Source organism: Paenibacillus sp. KS-LC4, from assembly GCF_036894955.1.
Classification (GTDB): domain Bacteria; phylum Bacillota; class Bacilli; order Paenibacillales; family Paenibacillaceae; genus Pristimantibacillus.
On record NZ_CP145905.1, the window covers coordinates 4,561,170 to 4,586,668 of the forward strand.

General features: G+C 48.9%; 25 protein-coding genes. 5 read left to right on the forward strand and 20 right to left on the reverse strand.

The features are described 5' to 3' along the window. Nucleotides 1–25 precede the first annotated feature (25 nt). The 5 genes from V5J77_RS19235 to V5J77_RS19255 all read left to right on the forward strand — a co-directional run bounded on the left by V5J77_RS19235 (nucleotide 26) and on the right by V5J77_RS19255 (nucleotide 4,592). A complete protein-coding gene (locus V5J77_RS19235; protein WP_338552443.1) occupies nucleotides 26–973 on the forward strand; it encodes a helix-turn-helix domain-containing protein in 948 nt (315 codons plus the stop codon). An 18-nt stretch (nucleotides 974–991) separates the two neighbouring features. Continuing rightward, a complete protein-coding gene (locus tag V5J77_RS19240) occupies nucleotides 992–2,083 on the forward strand; it encodes a Gfo/Idh/MocA family oxidoreductase (RefSeq protein ID WP_338552444.1) in 1,092 nt (363 codons plus the stop codon). A gap of 225 nt (nucleotides 2,084–2,308) precedes the next feature. After that, nucleotides 2,309–3,391 (forward strand): Gfo/Idh/MocA family oxidoreductase, encoded by a 1,083-nt coding sequence (locus tag V5J77_RS19245; RefSeq protein WP_338552445.1) that lies wholly within the window; start codon nucleotides 2,309–2,311, stop codon nucleotides 3,389–3,391. A gap of 431 nt (nucleotides 3,392–3,822) precedes the next feature. Next, a complete protein-coding gene (locus V5J77_RS19250; protein WP_338552446.1) occupies nucleotides 3,823–4,020 on the forward strand; it encodes a DUF6199 family natural product biosynthesis protein in 198 nt (65 codons plus the stop codon). A gap of 86 nt (nucleotides 4,021–4,106) precedes the next feature. Continuing rightward, entirely contained in the window at nucleotides 4,107–4,592 is a 486-nt protein-coding gene (locus V5J77_RS19255; protein ID WP_338552447.1) for a hypothetical protein, read from the forward strand. Nucleotides 4,593–4,601: 9 nt separating this feature from the next. On the opposite strand, the gene V5J77_RS19260 is transcribed toward V5J77_RS19255, so the two are convergent. The 20 genes from V5J77_RS19260 to V5J77_RS19355 all read right to left on the reverse strand — a co-directional run bounded on the left by V5J77_RS19260 (nucleotide 4,602) and on the right by V5J77_RS19355 (nucleotide 25,334). After that, on the reverse strand, nucleotides 4,602–5,099 hold the full coding sequence (locus V5J77_RS19260) for a hypothetical protein (protein ID WP_338552449.1): 498 nt from the start codon (nucleotides 5,097–5,099) through the stop codon (nucleotides 4,602–4,604). Between the two features lie 53 nt (nucleotides 5,100–5,152). After that, nucleotides 5,153–6,289 (reverse strand): response regulator, encoded by a 1,137-nt coding sequence (locus tag V5J77_RS19265; RefSeq protein WP_338552451.1) that lies wholly within the window; start codon nucleotides 6,287–6,289, stop codon nucleotides 5,153–5,155. Nucleotides 6,290–6,310: 21 nt separating this feature from the next. Continuing rightward, complete coding sequence (locus V5J77_RS19270; protein WP_338552453.1) at nucleotides 6,311–9,343, reverse strand: histidine kinase; 3,033 nt, start codon at nucleotides 9,341–9,343, stop codon at nucleotides 6,311–6,313. Between the two features lie 189 nt (nucleotides 9,344–9,532). After that, nucleotides 9,533–9,796, reverse strand: a complete 264-nt coding sequence (locus V5J77_RS19275) for a hypothetical protein (protein ID WP_338552454.1) — start codon at nucleotides 9,794–9,796, stop codon at nucleotides 9,533–9,535. A gap of 114 nt (nucleotides 9,797–9,910) precedes the next feature. Then, nucleotides 9,911–11,719 (reverse strand): glycoside hydrolase family 2 TIM barrel-domain containing protein, encoded by a 1,809-nt coding sequence (locus tag V5J77_RS19280; RefSeq protein ID WP_338552455.1) that lies wholly within the window; start codon nucleotides 11,717–11,719, stop codon nucleotides 9,911–9,913. Between the two features lie 229 nt (nucleotides 11,720–11,948). Continuing rightward, entirely contained in the window at nucleotides 11,949–13,280 is a 1,332-nt protein-coding gene (locus V5J77_RS19285) for an LLM class flavin-dependent oxidoreductase (RefSeq protein ID WP_338552456.1), read from the reverse strand. A 22-nt stretch (nucleotides 13,281–13,302) separates the two neighbouring features. Further along, a complete protein-coding gene (locus tag V5J77_RS19290) occupies nucleotides 13,303–13,836 on the reverse strand; it encodes a GNAT family N-acetyltransferase (RefSeq protein ID WP_338552457.1) in 534 nt (177 codons plus the stop codon). Nucleotides 13,837–14,005: 169 nt separating this feature from the next. Next, nucleotides 14,006–15,181: an amidohydrolase gene (locus tag V5J77_RS19295; RefSeq protein ID WP_338552458.1), complete on the reverse strand. Its 1,176-nt coding sequence runs from the start codon at nucleotides 15,179–15,181 to the stop codon at nucleotides 14,006–14,008. A gap of 92 nt (nucleotides 15,182–15,273) precedes the next feature. Next, the gene (locus tag V5J77_RS19300; protein WP_338552459.1) at nucleotides 15,274–16,290 is read right to left on the reverse strand and encodes an LLM class flavin-dependent oxidoreductase; all 1,017 of its coding nucleotides are present in this window, start codon (nucleotides 16,288–16,290) and stop codon (nucleotides 15,274–15,276) included. 40 nt (nucleotides 16,291–16,330) lie between these two features. Next, nucleotides 16,331–17,083, reverse strand: a complete 753-nt coding sequence (locus V5J77_RS19305; protein WP_338552460.1) for an amino acid ABC transporter ATP-binding protein — start codon at nucleotides 17,081–17,083, stop codon at nucleotides 16,331–16,333. Next, entirely contained in the window at nucleotides 17,080–17,790 is a 711-nt protein-coding gene (locus V5J77_RS19310; protein WP_338552461.1) for an amino acid ABC transporter permease, read from the reverse strand. The genes V5J77_RS19305 and V5J77_RS19310 overlap by 4 nt, the downstream gene beginning before the upstream one ends. Before the next feature lie 5 nt (nucleotides 17,791–17,795). After that, on the reverse strand, nucleotides 17,796–18,563 hold the full coding sequence (locus V5J77_RS19315; RefSeq protein ID WP_338552462.1) for an amino acid ABC transporter permease: 768 nt from the start codon (nucleotides 18,561–18,563) through the stop codon (nucleotides 17,796–17,798). A gap of 49 nt (nucleotides 18,564–18,612) precedes the next feature. Next, nucleotides 18,613–19,473 carry a transporter substrate-binding domain-containing protein gene (locus tag V5J77_RS19320; protein WP_338552463.1) on the reverse strand — a complete coding sequence of 287 codons (861 nt, stop codon included), beginning with the start codon at nucleotides 19,471–19,473 and terminating at the stop codon, nucleotides 18,613–18,615. A 230-nt stretch (nucleotides 19,474–19,703) separates the two neighbouring features. Next, on the reverse strand, nucleotides 19,704–20,594 hold the full coding sequence (locus V5J77_RS19325; protein ID WP_338552464.1) for a LysR family transcriptional regulator: 891 nt from the start codon (nucleotides 20,592–20,594) through the stop codon (nucleotides 19,704–19,706). 227 nt (nucleotides 20,595–20,821) lie between these two features. Then, on the reverse strand, nucleotides 20,822–21,502 hold the full coding sequence (locus V5J77_RS19330) for a hypothetical protein (protein ID WP_338552465.1): 681 nt from the start codon (nucleotides 21,500–21,502) through the stop codon (nucleotides 20,822–20,824). A 100-nt stretch (nucleotides 21,503–21,602) separates the two neighbouring features. After that, nucleotides 21,603–22,982 (reverse strand): HAMP domain-containing sensor histidine kinase, encoded by a 1,380-nt coding sequence (locus V5J77_RS19335; protein WP_338552466.1) that lies wholly within the window; start codon nucleotides 22,980–22,982, stop codon nucleotides 21,603–21,605. A gap of 20 nt (nucleotides 22,983–23,002) precedes the next feature. After that, nucleotides 23,003–23,701, reverse strand: coding sequence for a response regulator transcription factor (locus V5J77_RS19340; protein WP_338552467.1), 699 nt, complete (start codon nucleotides 23,699–23,701; stop codon nucleotides 23,003–23,005). Between the two features lie 161 nt (nucleotides 23,702–23,862). Next, nucleotides 23,863–24,528 carry a polysaccharide deacetylase family protein gene (locus V5J77_RS19345; RefSeq protein WP_338552468.1) on the reverse strand — a complete coding sequence of 222 codons (666 nt, stop codon included), beginning with the start codon at nucleotides 24,526–24,528 and terminating at the stop codon, nucleotides 23,863–23,865. Between the two features lie 259 nt (nucleotides 24,529–24,787). Beyond that, a complete protein-coding gene (locus V5J77_RS19350) occupies nucleotides 24,788–24,997 on the reverse strand; it encodes a retropepsin-like aspartic protease (protein ID WP_338552469.1) in 210 nt (69 codons plus the stop codon). 100 nt (nucleotides 24,998–25,097) lie between these two features. After that, nucleotides 25,098–25,334, reverse strand: coding sequence for a hypothetical protein (locus V5J77_RS19355; protein WP_338552470.1), 237 nt, complete (start codon nucleotides 25,332–25,334; stop codon nucleotides 25,098–25,100). Between the last annotated feature and the right edge of the window lie 165 nt (nucleotides 25,335–25,499).

The window sequence follows — 25,499 nt, forward strand, 5'->3', positions numbered from 1 at the left end:
CGGCTTGAAGGGAGGTTTGGCGCGATTGCAACCTTTTCCATATGAAGTGATGCGTGAGCGCCAGGATGCGCTCGAGAGGCTTGATCTGCGCATCCGCTGGGGCTATTACGATATTCATGTTCTGCGCTTTCACCTGACCCAGTTTCTTCCTGGAAAAATCGTCAACTTTCATAAGCATGCCGAGTTCGAGTTTCATTTTATACCACAGGGAAAAGGGACTGTTATTCTGGTCGATATGCCGTATGCCCTGAGCGAAGGCATGTTTTATTTGACGGGACCCGATGTGCTTCATTATCAAGAGGCAAGCCCGGATGACATTATGGATGAGCTGTGCCTGCATGTCGATATTATTGATCGCAGATTGTTGCCCGGCCCCTCCCCTGCGACGGAAGCGGATGATTGGGAAATTGCCGAGGCAGATGATTGCATCAGCAAGCTGCGCACGCTGCCCCTGTTTCCAGCAGAAGATGTCCATCAGGCTATGCCTTTGTTTTTAGAAGCTTATGAAGCTTGCTCTAGACAATATACAGGCAGTTATACGACGATCAGACAAAATGTCATTCAAATTCTGCTGCGAGCCGTGCGTGCTTATGACACGGTGAAGGAGCCGGAACAGGCCCACCTACCGACACGGGATATGAAGGCTTACCGCTATCGTCTTGCTATGGAATATATACAGGCCAACTACTCCGGCGAGGTTACGCTTGAGGATGTAGCCGACAAGCTGAATTTAAGCTCGCGGCATATTCAGCGGGTGTTCAAGGAGGCGGGAGATGGTCAGTCCTTCAGCGCCACACTCGAAAACATGCGCCTCAAGGCGGTATGTCATGCCCTTGCCGAAAGCACGCAGTCGATTGAAAAAATCGCCCAGCAAACGGGCTTTGCCAATGCCAATTATTTACATGCGGTGTTTCGCAAACGCTTTGATATGACCCCTTCTGAATACCGTGCTCAGCAGATGTCTATTATGTAGTAAAGGATGATAATCGCAATGTCCAAGACGCTAAAAATCGGAATTATCGGCAGCGGCGGCATCGCAGGCGCCCATGCTAGAGCGTACAAGCAAATGCTAGGCGTAGAAGTTGCAGCTGTCGCCGATATTATTCCAGGCCGCGCCCAGCAATTTATTGAGCATTGGGAGCTGCCTCAGGCTACAGCTTATGACGACTATCGCCAACTGCTTGATACAGAGCTTGATGGTGTCAGCATCTGTACGCCGAATGTTGCCCACTACCAAACGACGGTCGATGCGCTAAATGCAGGCAAGCATGTCATGCTGGAGAAGCCAATGTCGGTCACGCTTGAAGAAGCGGTAACGATGGCAGAGACGGCACTCAAAACGGGCTTTATGCTCAACATCGGCTTCCAGCCGCGCTATGACCCGAATATGGCGATCATTCGTGATCTCATCTCGTCTGGCGAGCTGGGCAAAGTGTATTATGTAGAAACAGGAGGCGGTCGCCGCCGCGGCATGCCAGGCGGAACCTTTATCCGCAAGGATATTGCCGGAGCGGGTGCAATGGCCGACATTGGCTGCTACTCGCTCGACATGGCGATGAATGCGCTTGGTTATCCGAAGCCGCTGACGGTATCCGCATTTACGTCTAACCATTTTGGCACGAACCCGCTGTATCATAAGGAAGCAGACAAATTTGACGTTGAGGATTTCGGCGTAGCAATGATTCGTTTCGAAGGCGATATTGTACTCAATTTCAAAATTTCTTGGGCGATGCATATGGACTCGCTCGGCGCCGCCCTCTTCCTCGGCACTAATGCTGGGCTCAAGGTTACGCCTTCCGGCTCAGGCCCTTGGAGCGGTGTATTTGATGGCAGCGTAGGCTCCATCACGATGTTCCATGATGTACAAGGACATCATACGGAAAGCCCGATTCCGATTATTCAGCATCAAACGGATCTGTTCCACGCCAAGGTGTGGGATTTTGCAGAAGCAGTGCGCGACGGCAGGCCGGCCCCTATTCCGGGCAGCCAAATCGTCCGCAATCAAGCCGTTATTGACGGCATTATTCGTTCTGCTCAGACGAAAAAGGAAGTCGATATCTTTTTGCCTTCGCCGTTTGCGTAAAAGGCTATTTAAAGGCAGCTCCGCTGCGTAAAAGATTTGGTTTTCGATCGCTGTTGCCCTTGGATTTCCTTGAATTAGAACGCTATAGCGGTGGAAATCCAAAGGCAAATGCGAGCGCTGTCGCTTCTCAAATCCAAACCTTTCACTCCGGTCGCCTTTTAAAAACTTTTAAAACAATTGCGGAAGTGCTCAAATTCAAACCAAAATTAGAGGAGGATTTCTATTATGTCTACAACTCATCGCATTGCGATTATCGGCTGTGGCGGTATTGCGAATGGCAAGCATTTGCCGAGCCTTAGCACGATTAAAAACGTACAAATCGTCGCGTTCTGCGACATCGAGGAGCATCGTGCACAGGAGGCTGCTGCAAAGTATGGTGTGGAGGGCGCTCGCGTTTACACCGACTATACGGAGCTGCTGAAGGACGATTCCATTGAAATCGTTCACGTCTGTACGCCGAATGATTCCCATGCGGTCATCGCAATTGCCGCACTGGAAGCTGGCAAGCATGTCATGTGCGAGAAGCCAATGGCGAAAACAGCGGCAGATGCGAAGCTAATGATGGAAACGGCTCGTCGTACGGGCAAAAAGCTGACAATTGGCTACAACAACCGCTTCCGTCCAGACAGCCAGCAGCTGAAGAAAATTTGTGCTAATGGCGAGCTGGGCGAAGTGTATTATGCGAAGGCACATGCGATTCGCCGTCGCGCCGTACCAACATGGGGAGTATTCCTTGATGAAGAAAAACAAGGCGGCGGCCCGCTAATCGACATCGGTACTCACGCGCTGGATCTGACGCTGTGGATGATGGACAACTACAAGCCGAAGGTTGTGCTTGGAACGGCTTACCACAAGCTGTCGCAGCGTGAAAATGCAGCCAACGCTTGGGGCCCTTGGGACCCTGCCAAGTTCACCGTTGAAGATTCCGCTTTCGGCATGATCGTCATGGAAAATGGCGCTACGATTTCCCTTGAATCCAGCTGGGCGCTGAACACACTGGATATTGACGAAGCAAAATGCTCGCTCTCCGGTACAGAAGGCGGAGCTGACATGAAGGGCGGCCTGCGAATCAATGGCGAAAATCACAGCCGTCTTTACACGACAGACATTGAGCTGAAATCCGGCGGCGTCGCTTTCTTCGATGGCGCAGATTCCGGCCGCGACTCCGATCTGGAAATGAGAATGTGGCTGAAGGCGATTGAGGACGACACTGATCCGGTCGTAACGCCAGAGCAAGCATATGTCGTTTCGCAAATTTTGGAAGCTATTTATGAGTCGGCTCGTACCGGCAAAGCCGTCTATCTGTAAAGGCTCGCTGCTTCATCAAGCACAGCATAAATGATACAAGCCTGCTCCTATCCGTTCGCGGAAGGTGCAGGCTTTTTTTTCCAAACGACTATAGTTGTTCTGCGAAAATAAATTTTTAGACTGTAGCTGTTTTGGTTTAACTGACCTTGACTCACCGTATGTTATATCAGAAACAATCCAGCTAAATTCCGCATCGTCACAGTCGAAAACCCACTTAATTGGAAAAATGAGTTTTCACGTATTCCAAAGCATTGCGTGGACTGTCTCAATATATTTTTTGAAGTCATATCGGAAAGCTCAATGTGACTTACAAGTTGTTGTATATTATGGAGTAAGTGAATTTCTTGTCGCAGGAGAGACCGAATTTATTCGAGAGCTCATCAATCATGTTATTATAGAGCTATACTCATCTTGGAAGGAGGAGCAGGCTCATGCTTCTTATTGGCATTTTACTCATCTGCATTGGTTTATTATTGGTGATACGACCTGCTTTCGTATGGGCGCTGACAGAGAGCTGGAAAACGGGTGACGGCACAGAGGCGTCAAGCCTATACCTTATCTCAACAAGACTCGGGGGCGTTTTATGCACGCTGGCGGGGCTTGGAGCTATCGTTGCTTATTGGCTTTAGGGGATATTCGTTAATTAAGCACACAAATTTAACCGATCCGAAGAAAGGCTACCCGTTCGGAGAGGTGCATAGATAGGGGAATTTCGTTGCAGGGCTATCAGGAAAAAAGAGAGCTAGAACGCACAGCTGTCCGCATTTTCATCCATCTCTATAACCAGAATTATGAGAGTAAGCTCCGGCTGCTCTATCAACGCGAACGCCCGGATGCCGTGCTTCAGCATCGGAACCATCATATTATAGGTGTTGAAATTACTCATCTGTTTTATGATTCCGAGGAAGCGAAAAGATTGCTCGGCCGCTCCAAATCGCCTAATCTTAATCTGGAGGTTGTCGAAATGCTGATCGCCGAGCTGAATAAGCGCATCCAGACGAAGGAAATGAAAATAAACAATTACGCGACTGCGTATCCGATTGCCTTAATCATTCGAAATGCTTCCCCCGCCTTCGGCATGTCCGACATTTTGCGTGCCAAGGAGCTGATTTATAAGCCGCAAGGCCGCTTTACCCATGTGTGGTTTTTATCGCGCGATGGGTCTGACGAGTGGTTGATGAAGGATTTGCAGCAGCTTTAGGCCTAAACCTTAGAGCTGCCCTGCCCTTACACTCACATTCATAGCCGCGCCAATTTTACTATAGGTGTAAATGGACCAATCCCCGCTCATGCCATCAGCCCCTAATTGTTCAAAGGTGTGCGTCATTTGCTCTCCTTTGCGGATAGGCTTAGCCGTCACTAGTTCTTCTTCATTCCTTTTTATATTCAAATAAATCGTGGATTCCCCTTTGTTTTCTAAAGATATGCTCAAAATGTTGCCGTCCTCCGGCATCGTTGTAAGCGACCCCGTATAAGCGCTTTGACCACTGTGATGAGTTAGGGCAATCCGTTCTTTTTTGTAAGATATTGTGCTAGCCGCCTGATCCACGCTCTCCGTCACTTGAATGCTTAATGCTGTCGAGGCCGCACTTGCAGTTGGTATGGAATCAGCAGCTTGCTCTGGCGCATTACGATTACCAAAGCCCATAAAAGCAATCAAAATAATAAGTACAGCCATACTAAAAAAAATTAATATTTTATTTTTCATAACATCGTAACTCTCCAATCGTATATATAAAAACTCCAATTCTCTTACGACCGTCACGCCTCAATCTGCTCATACAGCTGCCGCGAGAGCGCTGAGGGCTGAATGTTTAGCTCGCCCAATTGCTCCGTTAGTTTACGATAGACACAGTGCACTTGATGGTGCTCGCCCATGAACATATAGGCATGCATGGCGCAGCGATAAGCCTCTTCTTCGTACGGCGAGTGGCGGATTGCGCGCTCTGCGTACTCAGCTGCCTTTCTCCCATTGTTTTGAGCGAGATAGTGGGATGAAAGCTTAAGCAGCCACTCCACTGAAAGATGCTCCAGCCGCTGCCGCCAATCTGCCGCCCAAGCATAATCCTCTTGTGCAAGCAGCTCTTGCTCATGTAATTGCAATGCTTGTTCCAATTGCGCGATAGATGCCTCAGCAGGATGCGCCAGCTCCAGAGGGGCGGTTATAATAGCAAATACATCCGCCTTAATCCTTTTCATATCCAGGCTATATTGCTCGTTCTGAAAGCTGACCAGTTGTTCAATACCGATCTGTCTCAAGCCCTTCCGCAGCAGGCTGATACACGTGTGCAAATAAACTTTAGCCTTCTCATAAGGCTCATCAGGCCAAATACTTGCAATGATACGATCTCGATGAACACCTGTTGTCGTGTAACCATTCAGCAGCAAATAAGCAAACAGCTCTTTCTCCTTGGCCGTTCGCCAAATCAGCTGCTTGCCGCTGGCAGATTGGGCTTGTAAAATTCCAAGCATATGTACGTCAAGCTCCTCCTTGCAGCCAGCTTCCAGGTCATGTGCTTCGAATGGTCGCCTTGCGTTCTTCTCCCTTGTCAGTCGCTCGATTGTTCGTGACAGGCGATCCATTTCAATCGGCTTAAGCAAATAATCAATCGCCTCATGCTCAAAAGCTGCTATAGCATAATGATCATAAGCCGTCGTAAAAACGATAGCCGCATCAGGATCTGCTTCATTAATGTACGCAGCCAGCTCCAAGCCGCTCATTTCGGGCATTTCAATATCTAGAAACCAAATATGCGGCCGCTTATTCCGAAGCGCTTCCAGCGCCTCAAAGCCATTGATATATCGTCCTTCGACGGTCACCTTCCCCGTTCGAGCAAGAAAAATGTCCAGAATGTTCAACGCATGAAGCTCATCGTCTACCAAATACGCTTGCAGCACCGTAATACTCCTCTCCTTCTACTACTGGAATGGGAACAATATTGTAACCTTCGTGCCTGCTCCTGGCTCACTGCTAATGGAGGGCTCTTGTCCATTCAGATGCTTTAGCCGCCGCTGCACATTTTGCAACCCAATGCCCTGCCCACCAGCACTTTTATTTAATAGAGATTGTACCTGCTGCTGCGGCATGCCAACGCCATCGTCCTCGACTATAACCTGCACCATATCTCCGAGTCTTCGAATCGAAAGCCGCACGCTCCCGCCGCTTATCCTTTTCGACACGCCATGGCGAATTGCATTTTCTACCAGCGGCTCAATGAGAAGCGGCATAACTTTACACGTTTGCAGCGCTTCATCCACGTCAAACTCTACCTCAAGCCGACTGCCAAAGCGCTCCCGCTCAATATCTACATAAGCCCGAACAAGCTCCATTTCTTTGCTTAGCGGAATCGTTTCTTCCGAATTATCCAGATGAAAAAGAATACGCAAATAACGGCTAAAGCTGCCCAGCAGCTCACCTGCCCTCGGACCGTCTGTAAAGCATAATGACATAATCGTACCCAAGGCATTGTACAAAAAATGCGGCTTGATCTGCGAACGCAGAAACGCCATTTCATTGTTTGCCGCCTCTTTGACGAGCCGTTTCATGCCAAGGAGCGTATGCACGCGTACAAAAATTTCACCCGCATCCAGCGGCCGTGTAATAAAATCATTTCCGCCTGCGCTCATACATGCTTCAATATCTGCGGGTGTGCTTCGCATATTAATAAATAATACGGGGAGCTCTGCTTGGGTAAAATCATTTCGAATTCGTCTGCACAGCTCATAGCCGGTTGTAGGTGGAAGCAGCGCATCCACGATTACCAAATCTGGCTGCCTTTGTCGGTCCAGAAGCCATTGTGCCTCCGTGCCGGAGCTGGCAAACATCAACGAAAAGCCTTCTGTAGAAAGCAATGTACTCAAATGCTCCATATCTACAAGATCAGCGGTAGCAAGCAATATGACTGCCGAGCCCGAAGTTGCCCCAGGTCTTCCTTCGGCATGCTGCTCAGCCTTCTCAAGGGAAGCAGCTACCTCTGCATCTGCTTCCTTGTCTGCTATCGTTGCAGCCTTCAGCTCAATTTGAATAAATTCCTCCGCATCACTAGCAAGCAGCTCCCCACCCATTAAACGAACAAGCTCCGGAGCAATAAACAATCCTGCGGCAGCGCTGCTTGGCTCCTTCGAAGGAATAGTCTCTTCCAACTTTGAGCCTATTGGCTCCGCAGCACGGGGCTTGTACCTTAGAGTAATTCGGACGTTGTCAACATGCTTCACACACTCGAATACCAGCTCCCTATGGCTCTGCTGGCCAATCATATGATAAACGATACTGTATAGTACCTGTAGCAGCCTGCTTTCATCGGCCATAATATATCGGGCCTCGGGCTCTATTTTTCTCAACAGAACGATCCCTTTTCCATTCGCCAGGAAGCCCAGCACCTCCATAACGACCGAAATTGAGGTTGCTAGATCAACCGTGCCTAGAACGACCTTCATACTGCCATCTTTAAAACGCGACATGTCAATTAAATCATTTACGAGATTGGACATTCGGTGGGCTGTATTGCGTATGAGCTGCAGCTTCTCACGTCTGTCCATCTCATCCGTGTGGCGCAGGGGCATGCTCAGGAGCGCTTTGGATAAATGGAGAATGCTGTGCAGCGGCGAGTTCAACTCATGTGAGGTAAGCAGCAAAAAATCATCCTTAGCTTTATCTGCCAGCTGTAATTGATGAGTAAGCTGCCTCATTGAATCATAAGCGCCAACATATTGATAAACGATCATCAGCGCAAAAGTGCCTAGAAGCAGCAAAGTCGTTCCGTTCAGTAAAATTTGGCTTAGCGGGTTCCCTATCACTACGACTGCTAATACGCTGTTGATCAGCATCATCCATACACATATCATGAGCAATTGAAACTGCGCCTTGCCGATACTGCCGTATTCCCCCCGGGCATACTGCCGCAGCAGCATGATAGAGGCTGCAGCATAGGTAAACAGCAGCATAATATATATACTGTCTTGAGCATACGAATACATGCGGAACGGCAGTACCGCTACCAAGATCACATATAGAGCTAATAGAGCACTCGAAACCTGCAGCCATCTCTTAATCATTCGCCGGGCCGCAATTCGCGATACGATAACAAAAACAATAGCAGGTACACTATACACCGCCATATACTTCAGCTTGAAGGCTGCCTCGAAAGGCATTTCCGGAAAAAACTGCAGCAGCAGCCGTTCCCCATTTGTAAATACAATGAGCGCAAAGCCAATAAAGAAAAACGTGTACAGCAATTGAAGCACGTCCCGATGCAGACGAAAGTACAAATAAAAAAACAAAAGCGCCAAAATTAAAACAATTCCTATCGTCAGCAGCTCCAGCCCCGATTGCAATATCGCTCTCGCTTCTATTCGCTGACTTAAGCCAAGATCAATGGAATCGTTAATACCGCCGCTATGAAAATCAAAATTAGCCACCTGCAGCACAATTTCGACTTCCGTCCCCTCCGATTGAAAATAAACCGTATAAGGCACATTGCGCGGTTGATAGGTTTCAGTGGAAATCCCTGGCTGGCCAGATTGCCCTAACAGCTGCCCATTTACATACAACGCATCGGAAAAACGAATATAACGCTTGGCAATTGCCAAAGGCATACTCTCTGGCACATTTCGCACAAGCAGCCGATACGTTCCATAGCCTTTTCCACTCATTATTTCGCCATCGTTGTGTTCCTCATCGTTCCAGTTCCCCGGCACATGCATGATTACAGGTCTATCCTTTGCCTGCTTAATTTCCTCAGGCGACAAAAGCTGATTCGGATAAAACGCCCACTCCCCATCCAAGGAAACGACTCTCTTATCCAGCCATTCGATACTAGGCAAAGTTAAAATGCCCTGCTTCGCCGTAAGCGTCTCCCGCCCACCTAGCATTTGCTGCATAAATACAAGCAAGAGGAGCAGCGTTATGATGCCAATTCCCAATAGAAAGCGATCTGTTCTTATGCTGCCCACCCTCAAGTCCCCCTGCTAGCGATAATCGTTCAAGCACAACTATTTAAAGCCGTGCTGCTTTATTATCTCATTCTCAATTTGCCCTGTATATCCTTTAAACGTCCGCAGACAAAAAACAATCTCAACAAACGGACATCTATGGGATACTAGTGTCAGTTTGTTGAGATGCTTCACTATCTATTAAACAAGCTATAACGATATAGCCCGATGGGGTTTACTGTAATGGCTAGTTCCTCCGCCGCCTACCAGTATTTTTCCGCCTTTGTTAAACACCAGCAGCTTCCTCTGGTTCCCTGATAGCAAAACCTCAGCTTTCGCATGATTTGAAGTTGCAATATAGATGACATATCCGCTTCTGGAAATAAACGTCCGCCAGTTTTTATCAAACTCGGATCTCAAAACACGACTGGAATACACCTGATTTTCTACCCTTCCTAATCGAGAACGCTTCATCTGCACAGCCTCCCTTTCGATACATGCCATATTAGATTCAGAAGAACGGTGCTTGGAAAGGGACATCTGTGCAAAAATAAAAAGGGGGCGGCCCATGGTCTAGCGGCACTCCTATTAATTTACTTTCACCTTGCCTCGAAAATACTTCTTCACCACTTCATAGGCCAGCTTCGGCCTGCGATAGCGGTCCACAATGCCTTTGCTGTTCTGCGTCCCAGCTCGGGCGAGCAGCCAGCCCGTGCCTTCGGTTACCCGGCAATCGCAAAACTGCCAGATGAACATGCCGGACATATACTCCCGCGACGTGTACGCCTGCAAATTCGCTTCAATAATATCTGCCTGGCGCTCCTCCGTGCCGCGTACCCGGTTCGGGTCGCGCAAGCCGTAATGGCCGTCGCCGCCGAACTCGCTCATAATCATCGGCTTGCCCGCACCGCCTGCGGCATCGGCCCAGCCTCGCGCTGCATCGCATAGCTCGCCTGGATCTTCATCGCCATACCAGCCCGGATACAAATTACAGGACACAATGTCGGCAAGGTCAAAGCAAATTTCCTGCTCGCGGTGATGGGAAGCAAACGTTAGCGGCCTGCTGCTATCCATTGCCCGAATTTGCTCCAGCTGCCGCTTATAGTGAACGCGTCCTTCCTCCAAATCGCTGGCGCATTCATTCAGAATCGCCCAAATGACTATGGATGGATGGTTAAAATGCTGCTCCACCATCTCGCGGTTAACCTGCTCACACTGCCAAATAAAATTTGGGTTGCGCATTTGCTCAATCGACAAGCCGCGCGCATGATTTTCTTCCCATACCAGCACGCCTTGCTCATCGCATAAATCGAGAAACCGCTCATCATTCGGATAATGGCTCGTACGCACCGCGTTTGCGCCCATATCCAGCATCAGCTGTAAATCCTGCGCCATGAGCGGCAGCGGAAAAGCTGAACCGGTCAATGGATGATCCTCATGCCGATTAAATCCTTGCAGCACGATATCCTCGCCGTTCAATTGAATGCGTCCACGCTCCGTTGTAACCGTGCGGAAGCCTACACGCTCCACCAAATCATCGACGGGAGCCGCCTGGCCTTCAATTTGCACCACAACCTGAAGGAAATACAACGATGGATTTTCCTGCGACCAAGCCTGTACCCGATCAATACTGAAAATGCCGCCTACACTCGCCGTATCTCCCGGTTGCAGGCTTACGCTGCCAAGCTCCAGCGTCTGGCCAGCTATCGTTGCCGTCAGCTTAGCATCCAACTTAAGCTGTGTATGCTTCTTCGACAGCGCCGGATAGCGTACACAGGCGTGAATCTCTGCCTGCCAGCTGCCAGCACCTGACTGTCCTGACCCGGATACAGCTTCTATTTCCGTGTCATTTTCCGCCTCATTGTCTGCTTCTATATACGCGTCTGTAGTTAACCTTTTTAATGGGGTAAATGCTATACGCTCAACAAACAGCTCCTGAATTTCCTCCAGCATAACCGGACGAATTATTCCGCCGTATGTATAATAGTCGTTAGGTACGTGAAGCGAGGATGCTTCGCTAAAAGAATTATCCACGAGCACGGCAAGCTCATGTGTACCCGCTTCAACATCTCGAATGACGGCATCGAATGCCGTATACGCATTATAATGGCGGGCAACTGGCTTTCCATTAAAAAACACATTGGCTGTATGGCTCACGCCTTTAAAAACAAGACGAAGCGACGTCCGTTTCTCCAAGGTCACCTTGGTGCGGTAAACGCCTCTGCCACTGTAGGTCAGCAGCTCTGGATGCGTCTCCCAGCAGCCCGGAACCGCCAGCCTATACCGATATTGGAGCGATTCCAGCTGAATTTCTCCATCCGGAACCGTGACAAAATCCCACATACCGCCGAGTTCTCTTACTTTTCGAACTGTATTAGTCTGAAATAATCTGGACATGCTGTGCCTCCCCAATATGGCTTTAACGCCCCTATTGTAAACGCTATTATTTTACTCACTATTTCCGCTTTTTGCAAGGCGCCCTTTGCATGGTATATGAATGTAAACAGCAAAACACGGGCCCGTGCAGTGAACATTTCCCAAAAATATCCAGAATGCCGGTGCCCGTGTATGCTCCAAACGGGATGACTATTTTTTATTGTCCGATCAACAGCTCAGAAATGCTGTTTTAAGCTTTGCTTAGCGCTTTTGCCGCATAGCGATTCTCAGGAATCGGCAGCTCCAAATTGCCCCGAAGCGTATCGTGCTCATACTCTGTGCGGTAAATGCCGCGCTCCTGCAAAATCGGCACAACGAGATCGACGAAGTCATCGAGTCCCTTCGGCACCGAGGAATGGATAATGAAGCCGTCGGCTCCCTCCTCCTCATGCCATTGCTGAATAAGATTGGCGATTTTCTCCGGCGTACCGATAAAGTCAGTACGCGGCGTTGCTACACTCAGCGCAACCTGGCGCAGCGTCAAGCCGTGCTCCCGAGCTTTGCTCTTGATTTTGTCCGTGCCGCTGCGGAAGCTATTGCTGCCAAGATCGCCGATGTCCGGGAATGGCTCATCAAGCGGAAACTGCGAGAAGTCGAAATGCTCGAAGAAGCGGCCCAAAAATTGCAGCGCCTTATCAATTGACACGAGGCTCGCCAGCTCCTCGTATTTGCGGTCTGCTTCCTCCTGCGTATGTCCGATAATAGGTGAAATGCCTGGGAAAATACCTATTTCATCTGCCGACCGTCCATACGCTGCCGCTCTATTTTTCACATCGAGATAGAAAGCCTTCGCTTCCTCCAAGGTTTCATGCCCCGTAAATACCGCATCGGCGCTTTTTGCTGCCAAATTGCGTCCATCCTCCGAGGAGCCCGCTTGGAAAATAACCGGCTGCCCCTGCTTCGAGCGAGCAATATTGAGCGGCCCCTGCACGGAGAAAAACTCGCCCTTATGATTCAAGCGATGCAGCTTCTCCGGGTCAAAAAACACGCCCGACTCCTTATCCCGCACAAAAGCATCATCTTCCCACGAATCCCAGAGGCCGCGCGTTACCTCCAAATATTCCTCAGCAATGCGGTAGCGCTGCGGATGCGTCGGATGCTCTGCCTTGCTGTAGTTTTTCGCCGAGCCTTCAAGTGGGGAAGTAACGACATTCCAGCCGCCGCGCCCACCGCTAATATGATCGAGCGAGGCGAACTGCCGGGCTACTGTGAACGGCTCGCTATAAGACGTTGACAGCGTGCCAACTAAGCCGATCCTCGAAGTAACCGCCGCCAGCGCAGAGAGAATGGTCAACGGCTCAAACCGATTCAAAAAATGTGGCAGCGAATGCTCGGTAATGTAGAGTCCATCAGCAATAAATACAAGATCGAATTTGCCTGCCTCCGCCTTCTGCGCCTGCTGCTTGTAAAATTCAAAATTAACGCTGGCATCCGTCACAGCCTCCTTATGTCTCCAGGCTCCAACATGCCCGCCAACCCCATGAACAATTGCCCCAAATTTGATTTTTTTCCGCTTAGCCATAACCGATTCCTCCTCTGGATGTTTATGAAGACAATAATGCCGTTTCCTGAAGCTTCAGCTTGTAGCATTTCACCAGCACATCGCCATTGTACATTTCCTTATCCGTCGCCCGTTCAAAGCCAAGCCGCTCATAAAGCTTAATGGCAGACGCCATTAAATCAGAGGTGTGCAGATGCAGCGTGGAGGCTCCCAGCGCGAGCGAACGGCGAATGCTTTCCTTGATCAGCTCTGTCGCAACGCCAAGCCCGCGAGCCTCTGGCGCTACTCCAAGCAGGCGGATAATCGGGGAATCGATTTTCAGCTCTGGACGGCCGTAGGCGGTTTCCGACGAAGTGAACAGCAGCACACTGCCGACGATTTCCCCATTTACCTCAGCAACAATGCGCGCCTGCGGTCCCTCCTTATCAACCGATGCAATGATAGAAGCCTTATACTCGGCCCAGCGATCGGGTGACATAACAGCCTCGTACTGCGAATAAGCAGCTACGACGATGCGCTTAATCGCTTCACGGTCTTCCGCTGCCGCTTCCCGAACATCAACCTTGATTTTCGTCACATTATACACACCTTTCGCATGATTTTTGTCGGAATTAAAAGGTGAAAAAGAGCCTGAACTGCTTCATCTACAAGATGATTGCTCTATTCCTTCTATTTCACATATATCGGGCTGAAACGCGCCGCGCCGCCTAGAGTTGGCGACGGCCGTTTCGCCTTATCCGTTTCATTTATACTGTATTCGTTTCACTGAACAGTTCTAAATAACGACTCGCCAGGTTGGCAAAATATACAGCCGTCAGCGGCAACGCCTGCTCATCAATATCGAAGGCAGGATGATGCCATTCCTGCGGGCCCGCGGTTCCCATGAAAAAAAACAAACCCGGCACTTGCTTCTGATAGAAAGCGAAGTCCTCGCCCGCAGAAGACGGCAGCGGCTCAACCATTTTAAGCTGCGTGTCTTGAGCTGCTGCGGCGGCGGCTGCGACTAAAGCCGCGTCATTTTGAACCGCTGGCGGCCCTTTAAGCCAGCGTACCGACGCTGCTGCACCGAACGCTGCCGCAACATTTTCCACCACCTGCTTGAACCGCTCCAGCACCTGCTGCCTCACCTGCTCGTCAAAGGTGCGAATCGTCCCGTCGAAGACGGCCTTTTCCGCGATGACATTCCAAGCGGTGCCGCTCTGAATACGCGTCACGCTAACGACCGCGCTGAGCAGCGGGCTGACATTTCGGCTGACGATTGATTGCAGCGCCGTCACAATATGCGCCGCCGTCACAATCGGATCAATGCTTGCTTCCGGCACAGCCGCATGGCTGCCCTTGCCCGTCACCTCAACAACAAAACCATCGGCTGCCGCCATGATCGGTCCCGGCTTAATGCCAATCGTCCCGACTGGCAGATCCGGCTTATTGTGAATGCCATAAATCGCCTCAACCCCTTCGAGTGCGCCGCTGGCAATGACGACCTGCGCTCCTGTCGCCTTTTCCTCAGCCGGCTGAAAAATAAAGCGCACCGTCCCCGCAAGCGTCTCTTCGCGCTGCTTCAAGAGCAAGGCTGCGCCGATGAGCGAAGCGGTATGATAATCATGCCCGCAAGCATGCATTTTCCCTGCTACCTGCGAGGCATAGGGCAGCCCCGTCTCCTCTTGGATCGGCAATGCATCAATATCGGCCCGCAAAGCGAGAACCGGCCCGCTGCGTTTGCCGCCTACTTCGGCGACTACACCTGTTTTCAGCCCATAATCGACGATGCGGACGCCCGCTTCCGTCAGCCAGCCTTGAATCGCCTTCGTCGTGGCGAACTCTTCATTTGATAATTCAGGATGCTGATGCAGCTGGCGCCGTATTTCAATCAGCTTTGCGCTTAGCTGCTGCGTCCTCTCCACCGCCTGTGTATCCGCCATGCCAAGTCCTCCTTTCGCATCGTACTTTTTCTCCAGCCTATTCACGCTGCCTGCCCTACAATTCACCTTTCACAATAACCGTTCTGAACGGTCTAGCTTTCTACAGCAAGCTCCGCAAAAGCTTCCGATAGCAGCTCATAGGAACGAATTCTCGCTTCAAAATCCTTAACTGCCGTCGTTATAATAAACTCATTGACGTGATGCTTCTCCTGCCATTCCAGCAGACGCTTGCGAACGGTCTCCTTCGAGCCTTTCGTAATTTCCGCTTCCTTCACTTCTACGGTATAAGGCTGACCCGATTGTCTGCCGAATTCCTCCGCCTGCTCGACCGTTCCAACAGTCAGCGTCTTGCCATTTTCCAAATGAATTTTAACGTTTTTATGATCAGAGGCCAGCAGCGCTGCCTCCTCATCGGTATTAGCGGCAATAAGCGACAGCGCCAAAATCGCCTGCGGCTGCTTTCCTTTATCCGAACGAAACTCCGCATGATAAGCGTTCAGAGCCTCCTCTGCAATGGCAGCATCGCTATTAATAAATTGGGCAAATACATACGGATATCCTGCTTCCGCAGCCAGCTTTGCACTAGCCACACTAGCGCCTAGCACGAAAATTTCGGCTGGCTGCTCCGGCACAGGAGAAGCCTGCAAGCCGGCCAGCTCATGATCAGCAGGCAATGTATTTTGCACAAAATGCTCTAATTCCACCAGCTTATCCTGCAGCGACTGCTCCTGCGAAATGCCCTTCTGCAAAGCCTGAGTAGAACGCGGAAGTCCTCCCGGCGCGCGGCCGATGCCAAGATCGACGCGGCCTGGAGCAAGCGTCGCAAGCAAATTAAAGTTTTCCGCTACTTTATAAGGGCTGTAATGCTGGAGCATAATACCGCCTGAGCCAATGCGGATACTTTCCGTTTGAGCAAGCAAAAACGCAATCAGCACCTCAGGCGAGGAGCCGGCAACCTGCGCCGAATCATGATGCTCGGAAACCCAGAACCGGTTGTAGCCAAGCTGCTCTGCTTTTTTCACTAGCCTAAGCGTATTTTGGAAAGCCTCTGCCGGGGTGCTCCCTGGAAAAACAGGGCTTTGATCTAAAATGCTAAGCTTAATCGCCATATCTATTCTCTCCCATCATCAATTGCCTTGTCATACTCGTTTATATGCTGTAGCTAGGCTCTGGCGCGATTCGCTTTAGAAACTGCTTCGTTCTCTCTTCCTTCGGCCTGCCGAACAGCTCGCTCGGCTTGCCCTCCTCGACGATTACACCGCCGTCCATAAAGACGACATGGCTTGCGACATCGCGTGCAAAGCCCATTTCATGCGTGACGACGATCATCGTAATGCCTTCTCCAGCGATTTTGCGAATGACGTCAAGCACCTCGCCCACTAGCTCCGGATCAAGCGCCGATGTCGGCTCATCGAACAAAATCACTTCCGGATTCAGCGCAAGCGCCCGGGCGATGCCTACCCGCTGCTGCTGTCCGCCGGAAAGCTCGCTTGGGTAAGCGTCAAGCTTCGCCGCAAGCCCTACCTTCTCCAGCATTAGCGTGCTGCGGCGCCTTGCTTCATCCTTCGGCAGCTTTTGTACGATTAGCAGCCCTTCCATGACATTTTCCAGCGCCGTCTTATGCTTAAATAAATTGTAATGCTGGAACACCATCGCAGAGCGCTGGCGCAGATTATGAATTTCTTTTTTCCCTGCTGCCTTGAAATCCAGCTCGAAATCGCCAATGCGGATTTGCCCATTATCAGGCTTCTCCAAATAATTGATGCAGCGCAGCAAGGTTGTTTTACCCGAGCCGCTTGGGCCCAATATGACAACGACCTCGCCCTTCTCCACCGTCAAGTCGATGGATTGAAGCACCTGATTTTTCCCAAACGACTTGGAAATTTGCTTCAGTTCAATCATGCTACGCCACCTCGATTGTATTTATTAATTCTCCGCTCCAGCCATGCTGTCGCCTGCTCGATTAATATGGTCATGCCCCAGAACAGCACCGCAGCTGCAATGTAAGCTTCAAGAAACTTCCAATTTGTTGCAGCTACAATTTGCGCTTGGGCATTGATTTCAACGACGGATACGGTAAAAGCGAGCGTCGAGCCGTGCAGCATCCCGATCAAATTGTTGGATAAATTCGGTAAGCAGACAGCCAGCGCCTGCGGCAGCACAATTCGACGCAGCGCCTGCGGAGTTGTCATTCCGATGGAATAAGCCGCCTCCATTTGTCCGCGGTTCACGGCAACAATGCCTGCGCGCACAACCTCTGACATATAAGCGCCTGCTGTAATCGAGAAGGAAATATAAGCAAACCCGATTAACGGAATAACGGTTGAATGAAAACCAAGCCCGAGTGCACCGGCCAGCCCGTCGATTATAATTGGGAGACCGAAATAGATCAGCAGCAAATGCATGAGCATCGGCGTTCCACGAATGAATAATACATAGGCGCTAGCCAATGGATAGAGTACGGGAACCCGATAAATACGAATAAGAGCTATAGCTGTACCAATAATAAAACCGACGAATACCGAGACAATCGTAATATAAAGCGTATTCGGCAGCGCCTTGAACAAGCTGAGAAAGGCGGTCCATATAAATCCGGGGTCTAGTGACATTAGGCTCAGCCTCCTTTCTCAAAGCGCGCGATGAGCGTCCGCTTCCACAGCCTTCTTGTTCCATATTGCTGCGCTGGCTCAGCCACTTGCTTCTCATGACGCAGCAGCCTGCGCTCTAAATAATGGAACGTCCGCTCCAGAATCGTGCTAATTACAAAATATATAAGCGACAAAGCAATGTAGGTTTCGATAAAATGCTGGGTTGCCGAGGCTAGCGTCTGCGACTTGCCCGTCATTTCCATGGTGCCCAGCGTGAACGCCAGCGACGTGTCCTTCAGATTGCCGATGACGAGATTTGCCAAAATCGGGATGGATATCGCCAGCGCCTGCGGCAGCACAATTCGGGTAAACGCCTGATAGCCGCTCATTCCAATCGCATAGGCCGCCTCCACCTGTCCACGATCCACCCCATTGACAGCCGCCCGAATCGCTTCGGATATAAAGGCGCCACTATGGAGCGCATAAGCCAAAATAACGAAAACGAGCACATTGGCTCGCGATACATCAATATGAACCAATTTGAGCAATTCCGGGAGGCCGTAATAGATGAGAAAGAGCTGAATCAATATCGGCGTTCCGCGGAAAAAGGATACATACACCTGAGAAGCACGCTGCAAGACGGGAACTTTGTAAAGCCGGGGCAGCGCGATGATGAAACCCACCACGATGCCCAGCAAAATAGATGCAGCTACAATAAACAAGGTAATATGCAGGTAAGACAGCAATTTGGGTATAAAATCTAGCAAGTAATGAATATCAAATTTTCTGCCCACTCGGTTTCCCTCCGTCTTACACCCTTGACCAGCAAGTTAGTAGCACCATTTATTTTTTTACAGCTTCATCAAGCGGTTTTGTGTAGTCTTCGCCAAGCCACTCTATGCTCAGCTTCGAAAGCGTTCCATCATCTTTAACTTCTTTTATTGCTGCATCCAATTTGTCTGCAAGCTCTTGACTGTCCTTGCGAAGCACGAACAGCACGTCGGATTGAATGAGTGGATCACCTACTGTTTTCATCGCAGGAGAGCCATCTGTATCCGGGTAGAACGGAAGCGAGAAGTCCGTAGCAAGCGTCGCATCTACGCGGCCGCTTTTCAGCAAAGCAATTCGGTCGTTCGCTGCGCCGCTGGAGTACACAATTTCAAACGGATTGTTATGATCCTTGTTGTATTGCTCCAGGAAGAAGGCCTGATTACTCGTTGGCGAAGTGAATACTTTTTTGCCTTTAAGATCGTCAATCGAATGAATCGTGTTGTTGTCTCTATAGACTGCAATTTTGGAAAGGAAAATGCTGTATGGCTCTTTATTAAATAGGAATTTGGCCTCACGCTCCGGGTTTTTCTCCATTTGGTGAGCGACAAAATCAATTTTTTTCGTCTCTAGGCTTAGCAGCAGGCTTGAGAACTCCTGCGTTTGGAATTCAAACTCATATTCTGGCAAGCGCTTATCCAGCTCTCTAACTAGCTCAACGTCGAAGCCCGTCAGCTTACCGTTCTCATCAATAAAGCACACGTTCGGGAATTGCGTGCCCGTGCCGACAATAATTTTCTTCACTTCCTGCGCCGGGCTTGCACCTGCTCCTGCTCCGCTATTCGCTGCTTCATTCGCTCCACTATTTGCAGCACCGCATCCTGTCAGCGTGAAAGCCAATACTAGCAGCGCAGTTAAATGTGTTCTTTTTTTCATAAAAATCGTTCCCCCATGTCATCTCGTTTTTATAAAAACTATAAAACCAATAATTCCTACCCACTAAGTATGAATTAATCTGTCACTAATTTATCATCCGCCCAGCAAACCGTCAATGCCCCAGATAATAGAGTTTTTCTATTCCCTTATCTAAACCTTCGATAGGTCGGCTTTAGCGCAAATCCACTCGTGTGCCGAATCCCCTCGAATTACGTTTTACTTTCTACGTTTTAAGCCCCGCTGACGAAAGGCAATGCTTTGACAAGCTTCACCAAGCTTTCGAAAAAAGGACTGCTCTCCCCGTTAAGCATAATCAGGTTCGTATCCAGCGACAGTCCCTCCACTTCTGGAATCGCAATCGGGAAAAGCTGACCAGCCTGAACCTCGTCATAGGCAGACAGACTTGGCAGGAAGCAGATCCCCAGCTTTTGCAGCACGAGCCTCTTCGCGGTTTCCAAATTATCTGTATGGCAAGACATTTCCGGCGGTTCATTAAGGGACTCAAAAACCCGCTGCAGCCTTACCCAATCGAGCGCTCCACATTCAAAAAACACCAGCGGCTGGTTGCCTATCGCCCGCAGCGTAATCTGCTTTTCTTTTAGAAAAGGGTGGCCCTCATACACATGAAGCCGAATAGCGTCATCCAACAGCTTAACCGAGCGTAGTCCGGGATGGGTCGTTTGACGGACAAAGCCGATATCAACCTCTTTGCTGAGCACCTTTTCCACAATATCATCTGTAGGAGCAGTCACCGTCTTGAAGCGAATGCCGGGATGCTTCTCCTTCAGTGCTGGCAGCAGCCTTGGCACCAAATAGTTCGCCGTTGATACCGTACATCCAATTTTGAGCTGAGTGGGCATCTCCTGCTTCTGATGCAGCTGTTTGCGACCTTTTTCCAGCGTCTGCAAAATTTGCTGGGCGTACGGCAGAAATCGCTTGCCTTCCTCGGTCAATTGAATTTGCTTGCCCATACGGTCGAACAGCTTGCAATCAAGCTCACGCTCCAGCGACTGAATTCTCGCCGTTACGGACGGCTGGGAAAGAAACAAGCTTTCCGCAGCCTTATTAAAGCTGCCGTAGTAAATGACATAGACGAATGCTTCTATATTTTCGATATTCACCGGGAGAGCCTCCTCGCAAAATACAACTTAACCAACTTGTTAACTTGGAATTATGTTGTGATAATGGTAATCCACTTCTACCTAGGTGTCAATGGGCGGCGGAGAAAAAAATAGCCCCATAGCCAGACCATTATAAAATGGCCGAACTATGGGGACCTGTGCAATAACCAAGCTTGCTTTGGGCTGGCGCAATCGTTACTCTATACAGCACGGCAAACGCTCCAACATTAGTCCAAAAGGGCGAAGATATGAATGCTCGCCACTTTCTTATCAACAATATGGAAATTCATCACATCCACATAATTGACTGGCGAATAGCGGTAATCATCCTCTTCGTCGGACACCTCTCCCCCAAGCAAAGTACCTTCGGGATAAGCCTCCTGCAGCTTCTCAATACTGTCCCCGACCTTAATATTGCGGACCGTCGTATATTTAGAATCTGTTATTTCAATATTAAAAATATAAAACTGCTTCCCTTCCGCCCCATCAATGGTCTTGATGACAATGCCTGGATAGGTGTACTGCTTCTCCGTGAATCCAATCAGGTTATCCATATTCGTGCCATCATCCGCTGTATAGGTATGGGACTTAATAGCTGTTGCTTTGCCTAGCATGCCTTCAAGCTTGGCATCGTCCACAATGTCAGAGATGGCAATGGTCTGGTCATTATGCACAAAAGACAACTCCTTCAGCACTACGTTGCCTTCCTTTTTAATGGTACCTTCCTTAATAACCTCCGAATTGGAGCTGGACGATTGGCCTGCTGCGGGAGAATGTGGGGCGGCGCTAGTCTTATCCTCAGGTACTGCCGTTGTTCCCGTCTGGTTATTCTGGCATGCTGCGAGAAGTGTCGTAGTAAGTACAATTGTCATTCCTATAGCTGCCGATTTCCTCATTTTTTTCATCATTATCCCTCCAAGAGTTATGGTTTACGTCTTATGAGGTCATTATAGGAAAACCATTTATTATTGTCGTAGCATTCTTGTATCAATCTTGTAACTTCGCCATTCATAACGAAGGCAGAACGATGGACACAGTGGTCCCGACACTCAACTCGCTCTCAATAACTATAGAACCGCCGAGCTTTTCAGCAATTTCCTTGCAAATGGACAGCCCTAGCCCTGAACCCTTGGCTACATTGGCATTTTCCGCCCGGTAAAATCTTTCCTGTACCCGTGCCACATCCTGCTTGGAAATCCCCATTCCCTGGTCAGTGACCTGAATGATCGCTTCATGCTGCCTGATGAAGGTCTCCACCCGAATAGGAGTGTTGGCATGCGAATACTTGATGGCGTTATCGAGAATATTCGCAATGGCATGCGATAACAATATCGAATTAGCATATACAAAAGCTGCTTTTGCCAGCTTTACTTCCATTGTTATTTGTTTCTGCTCCGCTTTAGGTCTCATATCGGCAACAACTCGCTCCGTCAGATCCGATACATTCATCTTTTCTGTACCTGCCTCTTGGGGGCCAGCTTTGTCGAAACTAGCCAGCAATAACAACTCATTAATGAGCGCGGTGAGCCGTTCCGATTCATTAACAATATGGTAGTAAATCTTCTGCAAATCCTTGTCCTCATTCTCACCCTCATACAAATATTGAGAAAATCCCTTGATTGCGGCGAGAGGTGTTTTCAGCTCATGAGATACGTTAGAGACAAACTGCTTCTGGTATTGAATATAGTCGTTCAGCTGAATGCCCATCTGATTCAATCCTGACGCAAGCATGCCGAGTTCATCCTTTCTGTTCAACTGGACTTGCTCAAATTGCTGCTTGGAAAATTGCTCTGTAGCCGTCAGCAAATATTTAATCGGTCTGGTCGTAGTGCGGGCAATGTATAGGCTTGATAACGTCATTAATACGAGGAAGCCGCCTGCACCCATAAATAAAATAAAGCGAATTCGATCCATTATATCGTAAAAATAAGAGAGGTCCTCTACAAACTCAAACACAAACACATTTTGATAATATTTATCCTGAATGGGAATCGAGAAATAGAGCAATTTATTTTCGGTGACCGAATACGAATAATTTCCTTGCAACGCACTTTCTATATTCTTCTTGAAAATGACAGGCGTCCCGTCGTTGACGATAATGCCTTCCTCCGCATGCCCTAATAGCTTCAACTGACTGTCATATATCCGCACTTCCTTGCCTGTAGCCTTTAATGTTTCCAGAGCCGTTCTGTATATGTCGGTGGTTTGCTCCTGACCTGACGATTCTGTATCATGCTTGGCGAGTATTTCCCGAAATGACAGCTCGCTTAAATCAGCCTTCTCCATCATTTGCTTCTCAATGGTCACGAAGCTATAGTAGTCAATCGCTTTTTCCACCGATACAATAATGACCGCAAAGGATAATATAGAGAAAAATAAATAATTCAACAAAAGTCGGGTTGCATATTTCAGATGGAATCACCGCCAAGCTGATAACCGAAGCCATAGACCGTCTTCACATATTTCGGACTTTCCGCATCATCCTCCAGCTTTCTTCTGAGCCTCATAATCGTCATATCGACGCTGCGGCTGTCACCCAAATAATCGAATCCCCAGACGATTTCCAGAAGCTCATCTCTTGTATAAATTTTATCGGGCCTTCTCAATAGCGCTTCGAGAATTTTGAATTCTTTCGCCGTCAAAGCAACCGGATTTCCATTCTTCAGCACGACTCGGGTCTCCAGATTAAACGCTAGTTCCCCATAATTGATTTGTGGCTCTTCATTCGATTTATTCATATGGTTAGGCTCGTATCGTCTTAGCACTACTTTAATACGGGCGATGAGCTCGCGGTTATCAAAGGGCTTTGTCATGTAATCCTCTGCCCCAAGCTCCAGCCCCAATACTTTGTCAATGGTTTCATTTTTGGCGGATAACATAATAACGGGCACCACTTGCTTCTTCATGATCTCCTTGCATAAATCATAACCGGAATAGTCCGGCAGCATTAAATCCAATAGCACCAAGTCCGGCTGGAATGCATCCAGCTCTTGAAGGCCTATCCGGCCATTTTCCGCAGTTTTTACCTGAAAATTTTCCCGTAGAAGCACAAGCTCGATCAAGTCTCTAATAGCTGCCTCATCATCTATCACCAGAATTTTTCTCACTTCTCTTCATCCCTCCTCCTGTATTAGAACGCGCTGCACAATTTATGAGCATTAGGAAGCTTTCTGTAAACTGTAAATGCAAGAAAAACGGACACCTCACTGGTGTCCGTCAATGGAGTATACCATAATTCGATAAAAACGGAAGGCTCTGAGCCTCAGGTCTATCCTTGTAGCTCCTCTTGGCTCATCGTCAGACCGCTCTCATCCGAATCGGCCATATCCAGCAGTTCACTGGTGGTAACAAAACGATATCCTTCGGCAGCCAGCTCCTCCACCAGAACACGAACCGCTTCTATGGTCTGGGAACGGTCCCCGTACCCGTCATGAAACAGCAAAATACTGCCGGGCGCGACCTTTGACCGTGTATGCTCCAGAATATATTCGACGCCTGGCGTTTCCCAATCCTTAGCCTCTCCATTTACCGTGCCGATTGAACGGTATCCGTACTGTGCAGCCAGTGACAGAATGCTGTCATTCACGCCAAAGTATGGCGGTCTGAAGCTATGTACCTTTTGCCCTGTAACCTTCCGCATAAGGACATCTGTTCGTTGCAGCTCCTCATCAGCTTCCTCCAACGTCAGTTCGGTAAGGTCTGGATGGGAATAAGTATGATTCCCAAGCTCGTGGCCCTCCTGATGTACAACGGCCGCCATTTCTGGATGCGCTTCCATCTCCTGACCAATCATAAAAAAGGTAGCTCGTCCCCCCACACTGCGGAAAATATCAAGCAATTGGCTCGTGTATAACGGATTCGGACCATCATCAAATGTGAAGGCCACTGCCTTTTCCCTTACTGAAACCTGATGTATCATTGATAATTTGCTCATGAAATAACCGACTCCTCTTCATCATTATTGCTGGGGTGCGATTTGCTTCGAACGGAACCTAAATCCAAAATCTGATTCGGTTGTGTGTTTTTACATATGAAGGCGAACCGTGGGAGTGCAAAACCACAATTAGCCGCAGTGTGATGATTCGGATATTTGGGGGAGGTAGCTTAATAAGAAGCATACACTCGCATCTTATTGGTATCAATTATGAGCCCTGCTGTCCGAATGAAATCGAATTCTAGTATCCCATCAATTTCTATCCATAATCCATAGCGCCAATTTCTACTTTACACTCATTCACTGCCCAATCGCCTAAAACCACAGCATCAAACCACTTTGTAAATACAATTTCCGTTCCACCAACACCATGAATAATTGCCGTGCGATCCGAACCTTCCGGTCTTACTCCGATTTCTGCCACCTTATCTGCATCTAAGATTGTTCCAGCCGTGCCAGTATCCAACAACACATTTTACAACCGAAGTTGACGCCCGGAGAACATGACATCAATACACTCAATGGGTAATCCGTGCAACAGTCTCAAATCTATCGCCATCTCTTGAATCCTAACCACTTCTCTTCATTTTCAAATCTGGACGCGACGTATGCAGAAAGTAAATTTCTTTCCCCGGTTGATCTTTATGCAATTGCTTGTATCGTTTCATCGCTTTAAGTGAGTCTTCGTAACGATCAATAACAGACACCGACTCAATGAACCGGAAACCGTCTTCCGAGTGAGCCGACACAGCTTCGAATACTACCCATTCTTCAAGAAACTTTTCTTGAACCTCTCCCCAGCGCATCCCAATCCCTCCTACACTCCGATTGATAGCTTGATTATAGCATAACAAAACTCGACCGGATAACATCCAGGTCGAGTCGTTTTAAGTGCAACGTTATTGAGCCCCTGTCCGAAGATCACGACACACAAGCTTCTACGGGTGTAGTCATAGTTTTGATGTCACAAG

Bases quoted from the DNA above. Each gene is read 5' to 3' on its own strand.
- V5J77_RS19240 (WP_338552444.1), top strand. From the start codon at position 992: ATGTCCAAGACGCTAAAAATCGGAATTATCGGCAGCGGCGGCATCGCA.
- V5J77_RS19245 (WP_338552445.1), top strand. From the start codon at position 2,309: ATGTCTACAACTCATCGCATTGCGATTATCGGCTGTGGCGGTATTGCG.
- V5J77_RS19250 (WP_338552446.1), top strand. From the start codon at position 3,823: ATGCTTCTTATTGGCATTTTACTCATCTGCATTGGTTTATTATTGGTG.
- V5J77_RS19260 (WP_338552449.1), bottom strand. From the start codon at position 5,099: ATGAAAAATAAAATATTAATTTTTTTTAGTATGGCTGTACTTATTATT.
- V5J77_RS19275 (WP_338552454.1), bottom strand. From the start codon at position 9,796: ATGAAGCGTTCTCGATTAGGAAGGGTAGAAAATCAGGTGTATTCCAGT.
- V5J77_RS19280 (WP_338552455.1), bottom strand. From the start codon at position 11,719: ATGTCCAGATTATTTCAGACTAATACAGTTCGAAAAGTAAGAGAACTC.
- V5J77_RS19285 (WP_338552456.1), bottom strand. From the start codon at position 13,280: ATGGCTAAGCGGAAAAAAATCAAATTTGGGGCAATTGTTCATGGGGTT.
- V5J77_RS19295 (WP_338552458.1), bottom strand. From the start codon at position 15,181: ATGGCGGATACACAGGCGGTGGAGAGGACGCAGCAGCTAAGCGCAAAG.
- V5J77_RS19300 (WP_338552459.1), bottom strand. From the start codon at position 16,290: ATGGCGATTAAGCTTAGCATTTTAGATCAAAGCCCTGTTTTTCCAGGG.
- V5J77_RS19305 (WP_338552460.1), bottom strand. From the start codon at position 17,083: ATGATTGAACTGAAGCAAATTTCCAAGTCGTTTGGGAAAAATCAGGTG.
- V5J77_RS19310 (WP_338552461.1), bottom strand. From the start codon at position 17,790: ATGTCACTAGACCCCGGATTTATATGGACCGCCTTTCTCAGCTTGTTC.
- V5J77_RS19320 (WP_338552463.1), bottom strand. From the start codon at position 19,473: ATGAAAAAAAGAACACATTTAACTGCGCTGCTAGTATTGGCTTTCACG.
- V5J77_RS19330 (WP_338552465.1), bottom strand. From the start codon at position 21,502: ATGATGAAAAAAATGAGGAAATCGGCAGCTATAGGAATGACAATTGTA.
- V5J77_RS19345 (WP_338552468.1), bottom strand. From the start codon at position 24,528: ATGAGCAAATTATCAATGATACATCAGGTTTCAGTAAGGGAAAAGGCA.
- V5J77_RS19355 (WP_338552470.1), bottom strand. From the start codon at position 25,334: ATGCGCTGGGGAGAGGTTCAAGAAAAGTTTCTTGAAGAATGGGTAGTA.